Annotated in this window: 22 protein-coding genes and 2 pseudogenes; 19 read left to right on the plus strand and 5 right to left on the minus strand. The window is 66.8% G+C overall.

Going from position 1 to position 17,131, the window contains the following annotated elements; all coding sequences use genetic code 11:
* Nucleotides 1–255: 255 nt before the first annotated feature.
* The 4 genes and pseudogenes from KBY90_RS12640 to KBY90_RS15030 form a co-directional block, all read left to right on the plus strand.
* Nucleotides 256–750 (plus strand): annotated as a pseudogene (locus KBY90_RS12640) (DUF3427 domain-containing protein); the annotation flags it as partial.
* Nucleotides 751–787: 37 nt separating this feature from the next.
* Nucleotides 788–1,006: a type II toxin-antitoxin system HicB family antitoxin gene (locus KBY90_RS12645; protein WP_254969010.1), complete on the plus strand. Its 219-nt coding sequence runs from the start codon at nucleotides 788–790 to the stop codon at nucleotides 1,004–1,006.
* A 10-nt stretch (nucleotides 1,007–1,016) separates the two neighbouring features.
* Complete coding sequence (locus KBY90_RS12650) at nucleotides 1,017–1,244, plus strand: type II toxin-antitoxin system HicA family toxin (RefSeq protein ID WP_254969011.1); 228 nt, start codon at nucleotides 1,017–1,019, stop codon at nucleotides 1,242–1,244.
* A 24-nt stretch (nucleotides 1,245–1,268) separates the two neighbouring features.
* A pseudogene (locus KBY90_RS15030) lies at nucleotides 1,269–1,481 on the plus strand (hypothetical protein); the annotation flags it as partial.
* 43 nt (nucleotides 1,482–1,524) lie between these two features.
* On the opposite strand, the gene KBY90_RS12660 reads toward KBY90_RS15030, so the two are convergent.
* The 3 genes from KBY90_RS12660 to KBY90_RS12670 form a co-directional block, all read right to left on the minus strand.
* Nucleotides 1,525–2,106, minus strand: coding sequence for a Uma2 family endonuclease (locus KBY90_RS12660; RefSeq protein WP_254969013.1), 582 nt, complete (start codon nucleotides 2,104–2,106; stop codon nucleotides 1,525–1,527).
* Nucleotides 2,107–2,167: 61 nt separating this feature from the next.
* Nucleotides 2,168–2,548 carry a hypothetical protein gene (locus KBY90_RS12665; RefSeq protein ID WP_254969014.1) on the minus strand — a complete coding sequence of 127 codons (381 nt, stop codon included), beginning with the start codon at nucleotides 2,546–2,548 and terminating at the stop codon, nucleotides 2,168–2,170.
* The gene (locus tag KBY90_RS12670) at nucleotides 2,545–3,003 is read right to left on the minus strand and encodes a hypothetical protein (protein ID WP_254969015.1); all 459 of its coding nucleotides are present in this window, start codon (nucleotides 3,001–3,003) and stop codon (nucleotides 2,545–2,547) included. Before KBY90_RS12670 ends, KBY90_RS12665 begins: the two co-directional genes overlap by 4 nt.
* A gap of 385 nt (nucleotides 3,004–3,388) precedes the next feature.
* Here KBY90_RS12670 and KBY90_RS12675 point away from each other — a divergent pair, with 385 nt between their 5' ends.
* The 5 genes from KBY90_RS12675 (at nucleotide 3,389) to KBY90_RS12695 (ending at nucleotide 5,266) form a co-directional block, all read left to right on the plus strand.
* Nucleotides 3,389–3,586: a type II toxin-antitoxin system HicB family antitoxin gene (locus KBY90_RS12675; RefSeq protein WP_254969016.1), complete on the plus strand. Its 198-nt coding sequence runs from the start codon at nucleotides 3,389–3,391 to the stop codon at nucleotides 3,584–3,586.
* Between the two features lie 35 nt (nucleotides 3,587–3,621).
* The gene (locus tag KBY90_RS12680; RefSeq protein ID WP_254969017.1) at nucleotides 3,622–3,798 is read left to right on the plus strand and encodes a type II toxin-antitoxin system HicA family toxin; all 177 of its coding nucleotides are present in this window, start codon (nucleotides 3,622–3,624) and stop codon (nucleotides 3,796–3,798) included.
* A 111-nt stretch (nucleotides 3,799–3,909) separates the two neighbouring features.
* Nucleotides 3,910–4,089 carry a nucleotidyltransferase family protein gene (locus tag KBY90_RS12685; protein ID WP_254969018.1) on the plus strand — a complete coding sequence of 60 codons (180 nt, stop codon included), beginning with the start codon at nucleotides 3,910–3,912 and terminating at the stop codon, nucleotides 4,087–4,089.
* A gap of 30 nt (nucleotides 4,090–4,119) precedes the next feature.
* Nucleotides 4,120–4,317, plus strand: a complete 198-nt coding sequence (locus tag KBY90_RS12690) for a HepT-like ribonuclease domain-containing protein (RefSeq protein WP_254969019.1) — start codon at nucleotides 4,120–4,122, stop codon at nucleotides 4,315–4,317.
* Nucleotides 4,318–4,372: 55 nt separating this feature from the next.
* A complete protein-coding gene (locus tag KBY90_RS12695; RefSeq protein WP_254969020.1) occupies nucleotides 4,373–5,266 on the plus strand; it encodes a hypothetical protein in 894 nt (297 codons plus the stop codon).
* On the opposite strand, the gene KBY90_RS12700 is transcribed toward KBY90_RS12695, so the two are convergent.
* Nucleotides 5,226–6,848, minus strand: coding sequence for a YdiU family protein (locus KBY90_RS12700; protein WP_254969079.1), 1,623 nt, complete (start codon nucleotides 6,846–6,848; stop codon nucleotides 5,226–5,228). The two genes, KBY90_RS12695 and KBY90_RS12700, sit on opposite strands and share 41 nt — an antisense overlap.
* Nucleotides 6,849–7,087: 239 nt before the next feature.
* Here KBY90_RS12700 and KBY90_RS12705 point away from each other — a divergent pair, with 239 nt between their 5' ends.
* The 9 genes from KBY90_RS12705 (at nucleotide 7,088) to cynS (ending at nucleotide 14,238) form a co-directional block, all read left to right on the plus strand.
* The gene (locus KBY90_RS12705) at nucleotides 7,088–7,723 is read left to right on the plus strand and encodes a hypothetical protein (protein ID WP_254969021.1); all 636 of its coding nucleotides are present in this window, start codon (nucleotides 7,088–7,090) and stop codon (nucleotides 7,721–7,723) included.
* Between the two features lie 154 nt (nucleotides 7,724–7,877).
* Nucleotides 7,878–8,972, plus strand: a complete 1,095-nt coding sequence (locus tag KBY90_RS12710) for a linear amide C-N hydrolase (protein WP_254969022.1) — start codon at nucleotides 7,878–7,880, stop codon at nucleotides 8,970–8,972.
* A gap of 53 nt (nucleotides 8,973–9,025) precedes the next feature.
* A complete protein-coding gene (locus tag KBY90_RS12715) occupies nucleotides 9,026–9,241 on the plus strand; it encodes a chlorophyll a/b-binding protein (RefSeq protein WP_254969023.1) in 216 nt (71 codons plus the stop codon).
* Between the two features lie 7 nt (nucleotides 9,242–9,248).
* The gene (locus tag KBY90_RS12720) at nucleotides 9,249–9,881 is read left to right on the plus strand and encodes an alpha/beta family hydrolase (protein WP_254969024.1); all 633 of its coding nucleotides are present in this window, start codon (nucleotides 9,249–9,251) and stop codon (nucleotides 9,879–9,881) included.
* 48 nt (nucleotides 9,882–9,929) lie between these two features.
* The gene (locus KBY90_RS12725; protein ID WP_254969025.1) at nucleotides 9,930–10,139 is read left to right on the plus strand and encodes a hypothetical protein; all 210 of its coding nucleotides are present in this window, start codon (nucleotides 9,930–9,932) and stop codon (nucleotides 10,137–10,139) included.
* Between the two features lie 296 nt (nucleotides 10,140–10,435).
* Nucleotides 10,436–11,914, plus strand: coding sequence for an ABC transporter substrate-binding protein (locus tag KBY90_RS12730; protein WP_254969026.1), 1,479 nt, complete (start codon nucleotides 10,436–10,438; stop codon nucleotides 11,912–11,914).
* Nucleotides 11,915–12,059: 145 nt separating this feature from the next.
* Entirely contained in the window at nucleotides 12,060–12,785 is a 726-nt protein-coding gene (locus KBY90_RS12735) for an ABC transporter permease (RefSeq protein WP_315858743.1), read from the plus strand.
* A gap of 57 nt (nucleotides 12,786–12,842) precedes the next feature.
* Nucleotides 12,843–13,712 (plus strand): ABC transporter ATP-binding protein, encoded by an 870-nt coding sequence (locus KBY90_RS12740; RefSeq protein ID WP_254969028.1) that lies wholly within the window; start codon nucleotides 12,843–12,845, stop codon nucleotides 13,710–13,712.
* A gap of 82 nt (nucleotides 13,713–13,794) precedes the next feature.
* The gene (gene cynS / locus KBY90_RS12745; protein ID WP_254969029.1) at nucleotides 13,795–14,238 is read left to right on the plus strand and encodes a cyanase; all 444 of its coding nucleotides are present in this window, start codon (nucleotides 13,795–13,797) and stop codon (nucleotides 14,236–14,238) included.
* A gap of 34 nt (nucleotides 14,239–14,272) precedes the next feature.
* Here the strand turns inward: cynS and recQ are convergent, their stop codons facing one another.
* Entirely contained in the window at nucleotides 14,273–16,156 is a 1,884-nt protein-coding gene (recQ, locus tag KBY90_RS12750) for a DNA helicase RecQ (RefSeq protein ID WP_254969030.1), read from the minus strand.
* A 53-nt stretch (nucleotides 16,157–16,209) separates the two neighbouring features.
* On the opposite strand from recQ, the gene KBY90_RS12755 reads away from it, so the two are divergent.
* A complete protein-coding gene (locus tag KBY90_RS12755) occupies nucleotides 16,210–17,094 on the plus strand; it encodes a carbohydrate ABC transporter permease (RefSeq protein WP_254969031.1) in 885 nt (294 codons plus the stop codon).
* Nucleotides 17,095–17,131: the final 37 nt, after the last annotated feature.

Raw genomic sequence — 17,131 nt, forward strand, 5'->3', positions numbered from 1 at the left:
ACCGCGAACGGCGCCATTCAACGATCGGTTACCTCAGCCCAATCGACTACGAGCAGCAGTTCGTCGCTGCCCGTACACTCACCCTTGTGAACCCCTGAGGCCTGTCCACGAAATCGGGGGAACCCCAGAACGCCAGTAGCGCCTCGCGGGTTACCAGAGGTATCGGCGTGGTGGTCATGGGCTTCATCATCGCGATGCTTCCAAGAACAGTCCACGGTGCCCTTGCGGTGCCGGCTTCACCCGCCTGCGGCGGTGAGCTGGGCCCTGCCGGTGCCCCTGCGCGTCCACGGCCGCTACAGCCGCGCTGAGATCGAAGCGGCGTTCGGCATCCTGACGGGCGACGCCCCCTGGATCCACCGCGAGGGCGTGCTCTGGCACGAACCCAGCCAGACCGACCTGCTGTTCGTGACCCTCAACAAGAGCGAAGCCCTCTTCTCCCCCACCACCCGCTACCGCGACCTGGCCCTGGGCCCCACGCTGTTCCACTGGGAGAGCCAGAGCACCACCACCGCCGCCTCCCCCACCGGGCAGCGCTACATCCACCACAAGGCGCGGGGTTCACGGGTGCTGCTGTTTGTGCGCGAGCACCGGCGTGAGGGGGGCCGCGCCGGTGGTGTCACCGAGCCGTTTCGCTGTCTGGGGTTTGCGCGGTACGTGAGCCACGAGGGGGAGCGGCCGATGGCGATTCGCTGGCGGCTGGAGCGGGCGATACCGGCGGGGTGGATGCAGGGGATGGGGTTGGCGGTTTGAGACCCGCCAGACTGGTGGCAAAACCATCCCGGCCACCATGACGACCGCCACCCCCCAGCGCCTTACGGCGATCCTCTACCGGGAAGACGAGGTCTACGTGGCGGAGTGCCCGGAGGTCGGCACCGCGAGCCAAGGCGACACTATCGAGGAAGCCCTGGCCAACCTGCGCGAAGCCACCGAGCTCTACCTGGAGGAATGTCCGCGACCTGCGCTGGAGCCCCGGCTGCTGACCACCTTCGAGGTCAACGTTGCCTAAGTTGCCTCGGTTGCCGGCATCTGCCGTCATCGCCGCCTTGCAGCGCCTCGGTTTCGAAATCGTGCGCCAGAAAGGCTCCCATGTGGTGCTGCGAAGACAGTCCCCCAATCCTGAAAGTGGCGACGCCAATGTGACCTGCGTGGTGCCTCTCCATCGCCGTGATCTGGCAGTGGGGACGCTGGGAAGCGTGCTTCGTCAGGCAGGGGTCGACGCGGAGACGTTCATCGAAGTCCTCTGACGATTTTCATCGCGGAACCTGATCCTGCGCGTCCACGGCCGCTACAGCCGCGCCGAGATCGAGGCCGCCTTTGGCATCCTGCGCGACGACGCCCCCTGGATCCACCTCGAAGGCGTCCTCTGGCACGACCCCAGCCAGAACGACCTGCTGTTCTTGACCCTCAACAAGAGCGAAGCCCTCTTCTCCCCCACCGGCCAGCGCACCATCCACCATGAGGCGCGGGGTTTGAGGGTGCTGCGCACCGCCGCCTGCGAGTCGAGACAGGCCCTTTGCCCATGGTTCACGCGGCCCACAGCTCCGCCAGATCCAGCCGCAGGGCCAGCAGCTCCGGCTCACCGTCCAGCACCGCCAACCCCTCCAGCCGCTGCGGTTCACCGCTGGGACGCCACACCTCCACGCAACGGGTTTCGGGCAGCAGCAGCCAGCCCAGGAGCGCCCCATTCGCCTGATAGGCCTCCATCTTGCGGCGCAGGTCCAGCAGCGGGTCGGATGGGCTGGCCAGCTCCACCACCAGATCGGGGCAGAGGGGCGGAAAACCCTGGCGCTCGGCCGGGGTCAGGGCCTGCCAGCGCTCCAGCCGCACCGCACTGCCATCCGGGCTCAACACGGAGCCATCGGGGAGCTGGAAACCCGTGGAGCTGTCGAACACGCACCAGCCCGGCTGGCTGCGGGCCCACAGACCCAGCTGCACAGCCAGCTGGTTGTTGCGCCGTCCGGTTTCGCCGCCAGCAGGAGTGATCTCGATCAACCTGCCGTCCGCCGCCAGCTCCAGCACAGCATCCGGATTCGCGGCACAGAGATCAGCGAACTGGGCCGGGGTGAGCCGCAACGCTTCGCTGAGTTGGCGAGGCAGGGTGAGCATGGCCCTGCGAAGGCACGGACACTGATCCTGATCCTAGGCAGGGTTCAGGTGGTCGCCTTCCTCAACCATCGCCAAGCAACTGCTTCACCAGAGCAACCAGCTCCTTCTTCGTGAAACTCTCCAGGGGAGGCAGGGGCGGTGTGACGCCATGGTGCTCCAGAAGCTTGGCCAGAGAAGCCTTCTGCAGCTTCGAGTAGCCCTTGATCCCGTGTTCCCTGCAAAGCCGCTTCAGGCTCGCCACAGACTGCTTCAGGAAACAGCCCTTCCCCAGCAGGGCTTTCGTGGCCTGAGATCCTGCTGACTCAGGATCCTGCAGGGACTGCAGGGCAGTTCCCGTCCGCAGAAGATGCGCGCCCACCCGCCGGTACACCCTGGCATCGGTGCCCGCAAGGTCCCGGTTGGTCTGCTCCAGAAGATCGGCAATCGACGGGCCCGCGCTCATGGCCGCTCGCCGAGTTGATTGGAGGGATTCCGCACCGCATCTGCTTCTGAAGCCAACGCCGCGGCCCTGGCCTTCACCGTGCGCCAGCGCCTGGCCTGCTCGATCAAGCGGCGGAACATCTCCACGAGCCAGAAGCCGCTCTGGCGCTCGCTCTCGTCAATGAGCCCCACCATCGCATCGCCCGTTTCCTCCAGTTCGCGGATCACCGTGCCGAGCTTGGCGTTCAGGGCATGAAGCCGCGCCTTGGCCCGCGCCTCGTCGGCCAGATCCGCCTCCAGCTCCACCAGTTCCCGCTGAAGCTCCGCGATCACCACACCCCGCCGGTCGCTCTGGGCCTTGAGGATCCCTCGTGAGCGGTTGGCCGAGACGAGGGCTGCGCGGCATTCCTGGTACGTCGTCTCAAGAGCCTCCGCATCGGGCGTCACCGGAAACTCTGTGGCCGAGCGAAGCGGCATCGGGATTCGTCCAGCTGGCGTCAGGTTGCCCAATCCTGCCGGGTCTTGCCGTGCCTCTTCACGCAGCACAAACCCTGGGCGTCACCCTTCCTCGATCTGGCCTTGAGCGATTGGCCGACAGGACCAAGCCCTGCCCTGGGGCCGTCGCTGTTCCACCGGGAGAGCCAGAGCACCACCACCGCCGCCTCCCCCACCGACCAGCGCACCATGCATCACGAGGGTCAGACGGGCGCGCGGGGGGTGTCATCCAGCCGTTCCGGTGACTTTGTTGCGCGCGGTAGGAGCGACCCATCCCGGCGGGGTGGCTGCCAGGCTGATGCCACGCATAGCAGCGGCGTTGGCGGTTGGAGGGCGGCCAGACTGGAGCTCACGATGGGCCGGCTTCATGACCTACCGCATCCGCCTGCTGGAAACCGAAGAGGGCTGGTCTGTGAGCTGCCTCGACCTGCCCGGTTGTCATTCGCAGGGCAACAGCCGCGAGGAAGCTCTCAGCAACATTCGTGAGGCCATCACTCTCTGGCTTGAGGTCGAGGCTGAGGAGGCCGGCGTGAAGAGCGTGGAAACGCTCGAGCTGGCTGTGTAATGCCCAGACTTCCGGGGATCAGCCAGACGGAGGCGGTGCGGGTGTTCCAGAAACTTGGCTATCGGGTGGTGAGGGAATCCGGGCATCTGATCATGAGCAATGGCGAGCGGCGCCTGGTCATTCCCCGTCATGATCCGATCAACGCCATCACCATGGGTGCCATTGCCCGGGATGCCGGTCTCACGCCTCAGCAGTTCCGGGAGTTGCTCTGAAACAGGAGGATGAACTGCTGGCGGTTGGAGAGGCCGATCCCGGCCGGGTGGATGCAGGGGATGGGGTTGGCGGTTTAGCGTCGGATGGCACCCCACAGCGCACGTCAGGCCTTGCCCGGCAGTGATGTTGATCTGCTCGTGGACCTTCCCGCCGGCGCCAGCCTCTTCGACCGGGCCGATCTGAAATCCGCTCTGGAGGATCTGCTGCTCACCCGGGTGGATCTGATCCGCCGTCGCAACCTCAAGCCGGAACTGAAAGCCAAGGTGGCAGCCGAAGCCATCCCCCTGTGACGGACGCGCGTGATCGCCAGGCTCTGATCGATGTCCTGTCAGTTTTCGATCGAGCTCTGGGCTACCCGATCGACAGCGAAGAGACCTTCCTGGCCAAAGATTACCTCCAGGATGCGCAATGTCCTGATTCATGCCTACGACCAGGTTGATCTTGAAGAGGTCTGGATGGCCTATCAGCGCTTTCCGGAGATCCGTCGCCATAGCGATGCGATCCTGAACCTGAGCTGAGGCAGCCAGCCACCGCGAGGGCGTCCTCTGGCACGAGTACCTTCACAAGCTGAATGTGGACGAGAACGGGATCGAGGTTCACCGGATGCTCGGGGAGGTATGCGCTGCCGACGGATCGCCGCTCCAGCCTGTGGGCGGTGTGGCGGGTGTGCTGCGATGCCCCACCTGTGGACACCGAACGGACGAACCCGGCGACGGACGACTTGGCGACGGGTTCGACGTCAACCACCGGCAGTGGGGCCTGCGCGGTGATCTGCATGCCTGGCAGGCCATGCGTGAGCTCGTCGGGGCGACGCCCACGCCGAACGATCGCGAGGCGATCCGTGCGGCCTACGTCGACGCCCTGCGTCGCGTGGCCGATGTCGACATCGATCAGACCGACCAGCGGGTCGTGCACCGGCCACACCTGGACCATGGCGGGATGTCCGGCGGATCGGTCGATGTCGAATGGTGGCGGTCCAGGGGCATTCCACTGCTCGTCGAGCGGGCGCTGCAGCGGCGCCCCACGCCCTCATCGCCATCCGCACCACGCCCCGGCGGCCGGGTGATCGACGCCGTCGTATGGACGATCCTGCTGGCGATTCCTGCAGCGTTGGTCGGTGGCGGAGGGTTCCTGCTGGTTCAGCGGGCGGTCGGTACGCGCGTTGAGGCCAGGGTGCTTGAGTGCGACACATCGGGAGCGATCATCCGTGGAGCCTCGACGTACCGCACCGAGTGCATCGCCCAGTGGGAGATCGGCGGTCGGCTCGTCACCGGTGGGTTCACCGGCGGCAACGGGGCGTCCGACGTCGGCCGCACCGTCGACGCAACGGTGCGCGGCGACACCGCCTACAGCCGCTCGTTCGTTCTCCCCGTCGTGCTGATCGCCATGGGACTGCCGTTCCTGGCGCTTCCCGTGCTCACGATCCTCAGGACGAACAGCTGTAGTGCGACAGGCCACCGGCGTTGAAGAATTCCCCGGGCTTGAGGCGGTCGTAGGTGGCCGCCAGCTCGGGGGGCAGCGGGTCGTAGGGATGGCTGAACACCTCCTGGAGTGCCCTTACCAGGCTGAAATCACCTGCCGCAGCCTTCTCATAAGCCGGAGCAACCAGCCACTCGCGCCAGGTGATCGCCGGGTTCACCCGTTTCATCGCGGCGGATGTCGCGCTGAGGTCGCCGCCTTCCGTGAGGCGATCGCGCCAGCGCTGCAGCCAGGCCATCCAGCGCGCGTCGAGCTGCTCCGAGCTGGGCTGGTAGAAGCTCTCCTTCAGGGGTGAGAGCTGCTCGGGAATATCGGACAGCCTGCGGAACAGGATCGTGGTGTCCACCTTGGAGAGCACCATCAGCTGCAGCAGCTCGTTCACCAGGTCGGCGTCGTAACTCGCCAGGCCGAGCTTGCTGGCCCACATCGCCTCGATCGCCTCGCCCATCACGCCTGCGAAGCCGTCGCGGATCGCATCCAGCCGCTCCAGGGCCTCGGCATCACCCTTGAGCAGTGGCCGCAGGGCACTCCAGAACATCGTGTAATTGGCCTCGGCCGCCGCCGGCTGGTTGAAGAAGCAGAAGTGCTCGCCGCCGCCGGTCCAGGGCTGGAAGCGGGGATCGAACAGTTCGCAGAAGCCGAAGGGGCCGTAGTCGAGCGTGTAGCCGCCGGCGGCGCAGTTGTCGCTGTTGAAGTTGCCCTGGCAGTAGCCCACGCGGATCCAGTGGGCCACCAGGGCGGTGAGCCGCCCGCGGAACAGTCGCGCCAGCTCCACCAGCTGATCGCTGAACTCCAGGCCCGGATCGATCTCCGAGCGGTAGTTGCGCTCGATCAGGTGCACCACGATCATCCGCAGCTCGTCCAGTGCACCCGGATGCGCCTGGCTGCGGGCGCGGCGGGCGAACAGCTCCAGCTGGCCCACCCGCAGAAACGACGGTGCCACGCGGGTGGTGATCGCCGCCGGGTTGTCCACCAGGATGTCGGGCTCGAACGAGCGCGAGTTCGGCGCATACCAGGGCCGGCGCACCGTTTCCGCTCGCGACATGTACAGCGTCAGCGACCGTGAGGTGGGCACCCCCAGGGCGTGCATGAACTCCTGCGCCAGGAACTCCCGCACGCTGGAGCGCAGCACGGCACGGCCGTCGGCGCCGCGGCAGTAGGGCGTGGGGCCACCGCCCTTCAGTTGCATCTCCCAGCGCCGGCCGTTGAACACGCCTTCGAACACCGAAATCGCCCGGCCATCGCCGTAGCCGTTGCCGGTGCCGAACGGGCACTGCTGGGTGTATTCGGTGCCGTAGATCGAGAGGGCGTAGCCGGTGGCCCAGCCCACCGGTCGCATCGGCTCCCGCGCCACGCTGATGTCGCCGGAGAACAGCCGCGTGAACCGTTCGTCGTGGGCGAGCGCATCGCTCAGCCCCAGCTCCCGGAACAGGGTGCTGCTGTGCGCCACGTACTCCGGCGCCGGCAGCGGCGTGGGCGTCACCGGCACGTAGTGACCGGAGAACACCTGGCGGGGCCGGTGATCCTGGCCATCGCCGCTGGCCTGAGGATCCGCCCGCAGGGAATCCATCAGTGAGTAGTCGGCCCGTTGGGCGAACTCCGCGAAGGTTGCGGTCAGGGCTGCGGTCGGCAGGGTGGTCGTCACGGGTCTCTCGGGTGTGGCGCAGCCTGGGCCAGGCCCTGACGCCGGGCGCACCATCCTGGCGAGTCCGTCGCCATCGCTGGCGGGCCGGTTGAGGATGGAGCCGTGCTCGTCATCAGCGGGCATGTCACGCCGCTTCGGGAGCCCGGGCAATGATTCCGCGCTGGATGGGAGGTCTGGCCCGCACGGCATGCCGGTTGCTGGCTGCCGCCCTGGCCCTCGGCGCGCTGCCGGTGCAGGCCGCCCCCAACGGCACCTGGCTGTCGCAGCCGCAGATCTGGTACTACGGCACCCGCCAGTCGCTGAACGGGGTGATGGCCCAGATCCGTGCCAGCAACTACCGGGTGGTGTTCCTCGACGTGCGCAAGGTGTCGGACGCGATGCAGCGGGAGGCGGCGGAGGCGGCCCGCCGCCACGGCCTCCTGCCCGTGGTGTGGGTGCAGTCCCCCCAGTACCGGGCCCTGCGCATCCCGGATCTGGTGCACGAAGCCCGCCACGGCGACGCCATCCAGGTGGACGATCACTTCTTCGCCAACTACACCCTGGCGGACTTCTACTGGTTGCGGCAGGTGTACACCAAGCCCATCTTCTGCAGCATCCAGCCCTTCCAGGCCGGCCTGGTTCCGAGCACCGGCTGCAATCAGCTCGACGTGCAGTGCTACACCGCCCAGCAGTTTCCTCAGTGCCTCAAGCTGGCCGACCGCCTCGGCGCCGTGGTGAGTCTCTCCACCCAGAACACCCTGGGCCACCGCAGCCAGCTGGGCGCACGACCCTTCAACACCTTCCTCTGGCAGGGGCCCTGACCCGCCGGCCGGGACGCCCGGTTCTGAACAGATCTTTAAGCCTCAGTCCGCCTGCCATGGTTGTGCACAAACTGCCGAATGGCAGGCCCTGGTACCCGCCTGCCCAGCCCATCTCCCGCACTCCTCTCCCGCACTCGTGTTCGGAACGCATCCGATGAAGCGCACCGTCAGAAATCTGGTCGCCAACGCCCTCGCCGTTGGCGCCCTGCTGGTGGCGCAAACCGCCGAGGCCTGCACCGGCATCCGCCTGATCGCCAGCAACGGCGATGTCGTCTTCGCGCGCACTCTGGAGTTCGCGCTCGACCTCGAATCCGAGGTGATCATGGTGCCGCGGGGCTACGCGCGCACCGGCACGGCGCCCGGCGGCAGGGCGGGCATGCGCTGGACTTCCCGCTATGCATCGCTCGGCGCCAACGGCGTGGGCCTGCCCTTCATCTTCGATGGACTGAACGAGAAGGGTCTGGCGGTGGGCACCTTCTATTTCCCCACCACCGCCGGCTATCAGGCCTTCAGCCCCGCCGATGCCCGCCGCACCCTCGCCCCCTGGGAACTCGGCTCCTGGCTGCTGGAGAGCTTTGCCAGCGTGGAGGAGGTGCGGCGCAACATCGCCAATGTGGTGGTGGCGGACGTGGTCTACCCGGCCTGGGGATTCACACCCCCAGTTCATTACATCGTCAATGACGCCAGCGGCAAGAGCATCGTGATCGAATACATCGGCGGCAAGCTGAACGTGCATGACAACCCCCTTGGGATCATGGCGAACTCGCCGTCGTTCGACTGGCACATGACGAACCTGCGCAACTACGTGAACTTCACGCTCACCAACCCCGCGCCGGTCACCATCGGCGGCGTGAAGCTGCAGCCCTTCGGCATGGGGGCCGGGATGCTGGGCCTGCCGGGTGATTTCACCCCCCCCTCGCGCTTCGTGCGGGCGGCGGCCTTCGCCACCTCCGTGGATCCCGGCAAAACGGGCGACGACGCCGTGCTCGCCGCCTTCCACGTGCTCAACAACTTCGACATCCCCAAGGGCGCAGCCCGCGAAGGCCACAAGGATGAGCGCGGCAACGTGGTGGCCGACTACACCACCTGGACCAGCGCCAACGACCTGGCCCGCCGGCGCTTTCTCTTCCGCACCTACGACAACAGCCAGATCCGTTCGGTGGAGCTGATGAAGCTGGATCTCAATGCCAAAGGCATCACCAGCTTCTCGATGCAGGGTAAGGAGCAGATCCGGGCGCTCAATCCCTGAGCGCCCGCCGGCCACCTGGGACCCATAGGCTCGTGGCGTCTGAACGCGCAGCCATGACCACGCCCCGCTACGTCTACGAACCCCACGAGCGGTTCGGCGAGGGGCTCACCACCCGCCGCCCCTGGAACACCCAGGCTCTCGCCGGCGTGGAGCGGCTCAACGGCCGGGTGGCCATGGTCGGCTTCGCCGCCGCCCTGATCGGCGAGTGTCTCACCGGCCACGGCCCCGCCGGCCAGGTGCTGGCCCTGCTGCGCTGGTATCTGGGCTGAGCGCGGGATGCAGCTGCTGGACGGACCGGCGGATGCGGCCGCCACCCTGCTGCTGGCCCATGGCGCCGGTGCTCCCATGGACAGCCCGTTCATGGCTGCGATCGCCACCGGCCTGGCCGCACGCGGCTGGCGGGTGGCGCGCTTCGAGTTCCCCTACATGCAGCGCCTGCGGGCCACTGGCCGCCGCCAGGCCCCCGACCGTCTGCCGCGCCTGCTGGAGGCCTTCCGCGCCGAGGCGGCCGACCTCGCGGCCGCCGGCCCGCTGGTGATCGGCGGCAAGTCGATGGGGGGCCGGGTGGCCAGCCTGCTGGTGGATGAGCTGGCCGCCGCCGCCGGCGTGCGCGGCTGCATCTGCCTGGGCTATCCCTTCCATCCACCGGGCAGGCCTGATCAGCTGCGCACCAGCCATCTGGAGCAGCTGTGCACCCCCACCCTGATCCTCCAGGGCGAGCGCGACAGCTTCGGGCGGCGCGGCGAGGTGGAGGCCTTCAGTCTCTCCCCGGCGGTGGAGCTGGCCTGGATCCCTGCGGGCGACCACAGCTTCAAGCCCACCCGCGCCTCCGGCCTCAGCGAGGCCGGCAACTGGGCCACGGCTGTGGAGCTGGCCCACCGCTTTCTCCAGCGGCTCACGGTGCACTGATCCTTCCTGCCGCCATCGCGCCTAGGGTCGGGCCACCGCAGCCGGCCCATGAACCAGACCCTTCGAGGCGTCACCTACGTGAGCGTGTGGGTGCTGCTCTGGGGCACCGCAGCCTCCCTGGCAGATGTCGTGCTGCTGGAGCGCGGCACCTACGCCGCCGGCACGGCCGGCCAGGCCATCACCTTCGCCTCCTACGGCATCGCCGCGGTGGTGCTGGCGGTACGGCTCTCGGGCCGGTTTCTCAGGCCAGGGAGCTGACACGCAGCCTGGCCCCACCCAGGCATCGTCCGGCTGTCTCTCCCCGGCGATCGCGACAGCGGTGATCGCTTCACTCCGGTAGCAATTACGACCGGATCTCCATCGCCTGCGCCTTACGTTGCCGCTCAGCTGACAACGATCCGGTGGCACATGCGTCTTCCCTGGTCTCAGATTGTTTGCCGGATTCTTCCCTCCTGAGTCCAGCTCTGGGATCCCAGTTCAGCCACCATCTTGCCGGGTGTTCCTGTTCCGATTGCCTGCAGCCGGTAAGCAGCCATGACGCGTTCCTGGCGGACATGCCCCAGGAACCGGAGGAGTTGATGGACGATCTGCGGCGCATGGGACTGGTCGATCCCGCCGCCTATCCGGTGGCGGACGCCGTCTGCGCCGCCGAGTTGCGGCAGGCCCTGTTTTTCCGCAACGCCTCCCGTGGCAACCCGCAGGTGGAGGCTCTCCTGCGTGATCTGGCCGAGGAAGCGGGTGGCCTTGATCAGGCCTTTGCAGCGGCGTTCGGGCCCCAGGCCGGCAGGTTCTTCAGCAAGGTGAGCCGCTCCACACCGCTTGGACGGCGCACGTTTCTCAAGGGTCTCGCCGCCGGCGCCGCCCTGGTCACCCTCACCAACTGCGGCGTCAAGCGCGAACAGGCCGGCGGCAGCGGCCCGGTGGAGGTTGGCGATCTCGAGAAGAAGACCCTGAAGGTCGGCTTCATCCCCATCACCTGCGCCACGCCGATCATCATGGCCAAACCCATGGGCTTCTACGAGCGCTATGGGATGGACGTGGAAGTTGTGAAAATGCCCAGCTGGGGAGCCGTGCGCGATTCAGCCATCGCCGGCGAGCTTGATGCCTATCACATGCTCGCCCCCATGCCGATTGCCATGACTCTCGGCCTGGGCACGGCGCCCTTCAGTGTGAAGCTGGCCAGCATTGAAAACATCAACGGCCAGGCCATCACGGTGGCCAAGCGTCATGCCGGCAAGGTGAAGGAAGCCAAGGACTTCAAGGGTTTCGTGATCGGCGTGCCGTTCCCGTTCTCAATGCACAACCTGCTGCTTCGTTATTACCTGGCCCATGGCGGGATCAACCCCGACACCGATGTGCAGATCAGGCCTGTTCCTCCTCCGGACAGCATCGCCCAGCTGGTGGCGGGTGATCTCGATGCCATGCTGATGCCCGATCCATTCAACCAGCGGGCCGTGTATGAGGACGCCGGTTTCATCCACCTGCTCACCAAGGATCTCTGGAATGGGCACCCCTGCTGTGCCTTTGCCACCGGCGAGCCCTGGATTCAGGAGCATCCCAACACCTTCCGGGCCCTCAACAAGGCCATCATCGATGCCACCAATTACGCCCACAAGCAGGACAACCGTGTGGAGATCGCCAAGGCCATCTCTGGTCGCGCGTTTCTGAATCAACCTCCTGAGGTCGTGGAGGCTGTTCTCACCGGGAAGTTCGAGAACGGCCTCGGTGAGACGTTCAACGTTCCCGATCGGATCGACTTCAATCCCTATCCATGGCAGAGCTTTGCCAACTGGATCCAGTCCCAGCTGGTGCGCTGGGATCTCGGCAAGGCGGCGAGCATGATCCAGGCGGGGGACTTCGACGCGAACAGCGCCTCCATCTTCCTCACCAGCGAGGCTCAGGAACTGGAGCGCTCGATGGGCCTGAACCCACCGGCGGAGCAGTTTCGAGTCGAAAAGCTTGCCTTTGACACCTTCGACCCGAAGCAGCCGATGCAGTACATCGACGAGCAGAAGAAGCGTGATGGCTTCTGATCATCTGCGTTCCTGTCACTGTCTGTCGCAGTGCCTGTGGTGAGCGCACGGGTCTCGTTCCTTCATCCCGATCTGTTTTCGCGTTATGCCTGAAAATCGGCTTTCAGGGCCGCTAGCTGTCGCCGTCTCATGCCTCAGCATTCTGTTGGCCCTTCTCATCTGGCAGATCCTGGCAACGCAAGGCGTGCTCGGCAAGAATTTCCCCGGGTCAGTCAAGACGCTGGAGGAACTGGTGTGGTGGCTCTCGGATCCGTTCTTCAACAATGGCCCCAACGATCTGGGGATCGGCACCAATCTTCTGATCAGCCTCAGACGTGTGTTGATCGGTTACGGCCTCGCCGTGGTGGTGGCTGTTCCACTGGGTCTGGTGATGGGGATTTCCCGCATCGCCGACGCATCCCTGAATCCCTTCGTGCAGTTGCTCAAGCCCGTCTCCCCACTCGCCTGGTTGCCGATCGGCTTGTTTATCTTTCGCGACTCGGAGCTGACAGGTGTCTTCGTGATCTTCATTTCCAGTATCTGGCCCACCTTGATCAACACGGCATTCGGCGTCTCCTCGATCAATCCTGATTTCCTGAGGGTGTCACGCTCACTCGGGGCGTCCCAGCTGCGCACGATCCACAAGGTTGTTCTGCCAGCGGTGATGCCGAACATCCTGGCTGGCATGCGGATATCCATGGGCACGGCGTGGCTTGTGATCGTAGCGGCGGAAATGCTGCTTGGAAGCGGCATCGGCTATTTCATCTGGAATGAGTGGAATAATCTTTCTCTGCCCAACATCTTTGTGGCGATCATCGTGATCGGCTTTGCCGGTCTGCTGCTTGACCAGGTTTTCGGCTGGCTCCAGAAGCGGTTTGATTATCAGCTCTGATCTGACCTTCCTGGTTCTGATTGATTCTTTGAGAGCCCCTTGTCGATGCCACCTGCCATGATCTCTTCGCCCGCCACTGCGGCAGCCGTCCGCACGTTTCCAGATGCCCAGGTTGTGGTGGAAGCTGTCAGCAAGGTCTTTCAATCGGAAAGGAGTCTGCTCTCCCGTCTCCGCTCCCGGCCAGGAGACCGGTACGTCGCTCTGGAGGGTGTCGATCTGGCGATCGAAAAGAATACATTCGTCTCCATCATCGGCCCTTCCGGTTGCGGCAAGTCCACCCTGCTGAATCTGATCGCCGGCCTGGACCGCCCCAGCTCAGGCCAGATCCTCGTCGATGGTGAGCGCATCAAGGGCCCCGGACCGGACCGAGGCATCATCTTCCAGAACTATGCCCTGATGCCGTGGCTCACGGCCCTCGCCAACGTTGAATACGCCGTCGAGACGGCCTGTCCGAAACTCAGCCATGGCCAGGCCAGGGAGCGGGCCCGGCAGTATCTCTCCATGGTTGGGCTCGAGCGGTCCATGCACCGCTACCCCAAGCAGATGTCCGGCGGCATGAAGCAACGGGTTGCCATCGCCAGGGCCCTCTCCATCAACCCCACCATCCTGCTGATGGATGAGCCCTTCGGTGCTCTCGACGCGCTCACCAGGGCCTACCTCCAGGAGGAGGTGCTGCGCATCTGGGAGAACAACCGCATCACGGTCGTGCTGATCACGCACAGCATCGAGGAGGCACTGCTGTTGTCGGACAAGATCGTGCTGATGTCCCGTGGGCCGGCCGCCCGGATCGCCGATGTCATCGATCTCCCCCCTCTGCGACCCCGCCAGCGCAGCGTGATCGATCAGCACCCCGATTTCCTGGCGATCAAGATCCGCCTCGAGGAGCATCTGCTCAACGAGACCCGAGCGGTGGAGGAGCGCACCTGAGGCCAGCCACAGCCACCCTGCCCCAGCGGCCTGAGCCGTCTCCGCCACTCCTGCGGTTCCCCTATTCCTCTCGTTCTCCGTCATGACTCTCTCTTCCCTCTCCACCACCCTGCTCAATGCCAAGCGCAGCAAGGGCATCAGCTTTTCTGAGCTCGAAACCCTCCTGGGCCGCGATGAAGTCTGGATTGCCAGCCTGTTCTATGGCCAGTCCACGGCCTCTGGTGAGGAAGCCGACAAGCTCATCGAGGTGCTCGCTCTGGATCCTGCCCTCAAGCCCGAGCTGATGACTCCCCCCGTGAAAGGCTGTCTGGATCCCGTGATTCCCACCGATCCCCTCATCTATCGCTTCTACGAGATCATGCAGGTCTACGGTCTGCCGCTCAAGGATGTGATTCAGGAGAAGTTCGGCGACGGCATCATGAGCGCCATCGACTTCACCCTGGAGGTGGACAAAGTGGAGAATCCCGCCGGTGATCGCGTGAAGGTCACGATGTGCGGCAAGTTCCTCCCCTACAAGAAGTGGTGATCACGACCGCTTGATGATCACGACCACCCGCTGATCACGCCTGGTTGCGCAGCACCGACAGCACGGCTTCCCCATACCGCTCCAGCTTGGCGGCCCCGATGCCGCCCACCTGGCTCAGGCCCTCCAGGTCCCTTGGTCTGCAGGCCGCCAGCTCCAGCAGCGTGCGGTCGTGGAACACCACATAGGGCGGCACCCCCTGCTGCTGGGCCTGCTCCCGCCGCCAGGCCTTGAGGGCCTGCAGCAGCTGCTGATCGCCGTCCGCCGGCTCCACCAACGCAGGTCCGCCGCTTGCCGGCCTGCCGCGCCGCCGCCGCTCCTGCCGCGGTGGCGGCAACGGCAGCTCCAGGCTCGTCTCCCCGCGCAGCAGGGGCCGCACCAGCTCCGGCCGCCCCAGCTGCAGCCCCCCCTTGCCCTCCGGCACCGGCTGCAGATGGCCCAGACCCGTGAGCTGGCGCACCAGCGTGCGCCACTGCTCCCGGTCGAGCTCGCGGCCGATGCCGTACACGCTCAGGTCCTGGTGGCCGAACTGGCGGATCTTCTCGGTGCTGCCGCCCAGCAGCACATCCACCACGTGGGCGGCCCCGAAGCGCTGGCCGGTGCGCACCACCGCCGAGAGCAGCTTCTGGGCCGGCACGGTCACGTCCGTCAGGAGTCTGGGCTCCAGGCAGCCGTCGCAGTTGCCGCAGGGCTCGGCCAGCACCTCCCCGAAGTGGCGCAGCAGCACCTGGCGCCGGCAGCCGGCCGCCTCGCTGAAGGCGATCAGGGCCTCGAGCTTGCCGTGCTCGATGCGCTTCTGCTCGGCGCTGGCCTCAGAGTCGTCGATGAAGCGACGCAGCTGGGGCACATCGCCGGGGCCGTGCACCATCCAGGCCACCGCCGGCAGGCCATCGCGGCCGGCCCGTCCGGTTTCCTGGTAGTAGGCCTCCAGGCTCTTGGGCAGGTCCACGTGGGCCACGAAGCGCACATCGGGCTTGTCGATGCCCATGCCGAAGGCGATCGTGGCCACCACCACCACGGCGGCCTCGTTGCGGAAGCGCTGCAGGGCGGCACTGCGCTGCTCGCCGCTCAGGCCCGCGTGATAGGCAACCGCGTCGAAGCCGGCCGCCTGCAGCTCCCGGCTGAGCTGATCCACCCGGCTCCGGGAGCGGGCGTACACGATCCCCGCCTCGCCGCGGTGGTCGGCCAGAAACGCCAGCAGCTGCCGGGACGCCTGCTCCTTGGCCCGCAGCAGATAGCGGATGTTGGGCCGGTCGAAGCTGGCCAGGAACACCTGGCCCTGCTGCAGCCGCAGCCGCTCGATGATCTCGGCGCGGGTGCGCGGATCGGCCGTGGCCGTGAGCGCCAGCCGCGGCACCGCCGGAAAGCGGTCGGCCAGCACCGCCAGCTGGATGTACTCGGGCCGGAAGTCGTGCCCCCACTGCGACACGCAGTGGGCCTCGTCGATGGCGAACAGGGCCAGCGGCTGCGGCCCCGGCATCGCCGCCAGCCGCTCCAGCAGGTCGCCGCCCAGCAACCGCTCGGGCGACACGTAGAGCAGATCCAGCCCCCCTGCCTGCAGCTGGCGCCACACCCCCGAGGCCTCCTCCCGCTCCAGCCCGGAGTGCAGGGCGGCGGCCGCCACCCCCAGCTGGCGGAGGGCCTCCACCTGGTCCTGCATCAGGGCGATCAGCGGCGAGACCACCACCGCCAGCCCGCTCCGGCACAGGGCCGGCACCTGATAGCAGAGCGACTTGCCGCCGCCGGTGGGCATCAGCACCAGGCCCGAGCCGCCGCCGATCACGTGGCGCACGATCGCCTCCTGGGGCCCCCGGAACGCCGGGTAGCCCCACACCCGCCGCAGCACCGCCAGCGGATCCGCCCTCACCGCGGCGCCTGTGGCGGCTTGCTCGGGCGGTTGCGGGTTCAGCTGGGCAGTCACGCGGCGACGGGCCGGCGGGGATCTCCCACAATGACCCCGTCCGGCGCTCCGCGATGTCCGCTTCCTCGCCCCGCACCGCCACCGCCTGGGGCTTCCTCGCCCCGGCCCTGCTGCTGATCGGCCTCTCGGTGCTGATCCCGGCGGCGATGGCGCTGGTGATGAGCTTCAGCCAGGCCGGGCTCGACGTGAGCGAACCGCTGCGCTTCGTGGGCCTGGCCAACGTCCGCCGCCTGCTGGCCGATCCGATGTTCGCCCGGGTGAGCGTCACCACCTTTCTCTATCTGGTGGGGGTGGTGCCGCCGATCGTGCTCGGCGCCCTCGCCCTGGCGGTGCTGGTGAACCGCTCGCTGCCCGGCATCCACTGGTTCCGCGGTGCCTTCTACACGCCGGTGCTGGTGTCGATCGTGGTGGCGGCCATCGCCTTCCGCTGGCTCTACGCCGAGAACGGCCTGATCAATGGCTGGCTGGCGGCCCTGCTGGGCGACCGCTTCAGCCCCATCGGCTTCCTCACCTCGCCGCTGCTGGCCCTGCCCTCGGTGATGCTCGTGACCCTCTGGAAAGGCCTGGGCTACTACATGGTGATCTTCCTGGCCGGTCTGCAGGGGATCTCCCCCGAGCTCTACGAGGCCGCCGCCCTGGACGGCAGCGAGGGCTGGCGTAAGCACCTCGACATCACCCTGCCGCTGCTGCGGCCCTATCTCACCCTGGTGGGGGTGATCTCCGCCATCGCCGCCACCAAGGTGTTCGAGGAGGTGTTCCTGATGACCCAGGGCGGGCCCGCCGACGCCACCCGCACGATCGTCTACTACGTGTACGACCAGGCCTTCACCGAACTGGAGATCAGCTACGCCTGCACCGTGGGCCTGGCCCTGTTCATGGCCGTGCTGCTGCTCAGCCTGGTGCGCTACGCCTTCGCCGGTGACCGCGGCCTCACCTGAGCTCCGCGGGCCCCGGGCCGGCGGCTGCCTGCCACTA

The sequence above is a fragment of the Cyanobium sp. CH-040 genome, from assembly GCF_024346135.1.
Taxonomy (GTDB): Bacteria; Cyanobacteriota; Cyanobacteriia; order PCC-6307; family Cyanobiaceae; genus NIES-981.

Bases quoted from the DNA above. Each gene is read 5' to 3' on its own strand.
- KBY90_RS12645 (WP_254969010.1), top strand. From the start codon at position 788: ATGACGACCGCCACCCCCCAGCGCCTTACGGCGATCCTCTACCGGGAA.
- KBY90_RS12660 (WP_254969013.1), bottom strand. From the start codon at position 2,106: ATGCTCACCCTGCCTCGCCAACTCAGCGAAGCGTTGCGGCTCACCCCG.
- KBY90_RS12665 (WP_254969014.1), bottom strand. From the start codon at position 2,548: ATGAGCGCGGGCCCGTCGATTGCCGATCTTCTGGAGCAGACCAACCGG.
- KBY90_RS12670 (WP_254969015.1), bottom strand. From the start codon at position 3,003: ATGCCGCTTCGCTCGGCCACAGAGTTTCCGGTGACGCCCGATGCGGAG.
- KBY90_RS12675 (WP_254969016.1), top strand. From the start codon at position 3,389: ATGACCTACCGCATCCGCCTGCTGGAAACCGAAGAGGGCTGGTCTGTG.
- KBY90_RS12690 (WP_254969019.1), top strand. From the start codon at position 4,120: ATGTCCTGTCAGTTTTCGATCGAGCTCTGGGCTACCCGATCGACAGCG.
- KBY90_RS12700 (WP_254969079.1), bottom strand. From the start codon at position 6,848: ATGGATTCCCTGCGGGCGGATCCTCAGGCCAGCGGCGATGGCCAGGAT.
- KBY90_RS12705 (WP_254969021.1), top strand. From the start codon at position 7,088: ATGGGAGGTCTGGCCCGCACGGCATGCCGGTTGCTGGCTGCCGCCCTG.
- KBY90_RS12710 (WP_254969022.1), top strand. From the start codon at position 7,878: ATGAAGCGCACCGTCAGAAATCTGGTCGCCAACGCCCTCGCCGTTGGC.
- KBY90_RS12715 (WP_254969023.1), top strand. From the start codon at position 9,026: ATGACCACGCCCCGCTACGTCTACGAACCCCACGAGCGGTTCGGCGAG.
- KBY90_RS12720 (WP_254969024.1), top strand. From the start codon at position 9,249: ATGCAGCTGCTGGACGGACCGGCGGATGCGGCCGCCACCCTGCTGCTG.
- KBY90_RS12725 (WP_254969025.1), top strand. From the start codon at position 9,930: ATGAACCAGACCCTTCGAGGCGTCACCTACGTGAGCGTGTGGGTGCTG.
- KBY90_RS12730 (WP_254969026.1), top strand. From the start codon at position 10,436: ATGCCCCAGGAACCGGAGGAGTTGATGGACGATCTGCGGCGCATGGGA.
- KBY90_RS12740 (WP_254969028.1), top strand. From the start codon at position 12,843: ATGATCTCTTCGCCCGCCACTGCGGCAGCCGTCCGCACGTTTCCAGAT.
- cynS (WP_254969029.1), top strand. From the start codon at position 13,795: ATGACTCTCTCTTCCCTCTCCACCACCCTGCTCAATGCCAAGCGCAGC.
- KBY90_RS12755 (WP_254969031.1), top strand. From the start codon at position 16,210: ATGTCCGCTTCCTCGCCCCGCACCGCCACCGCCTGGGGCTTCCTCGCC.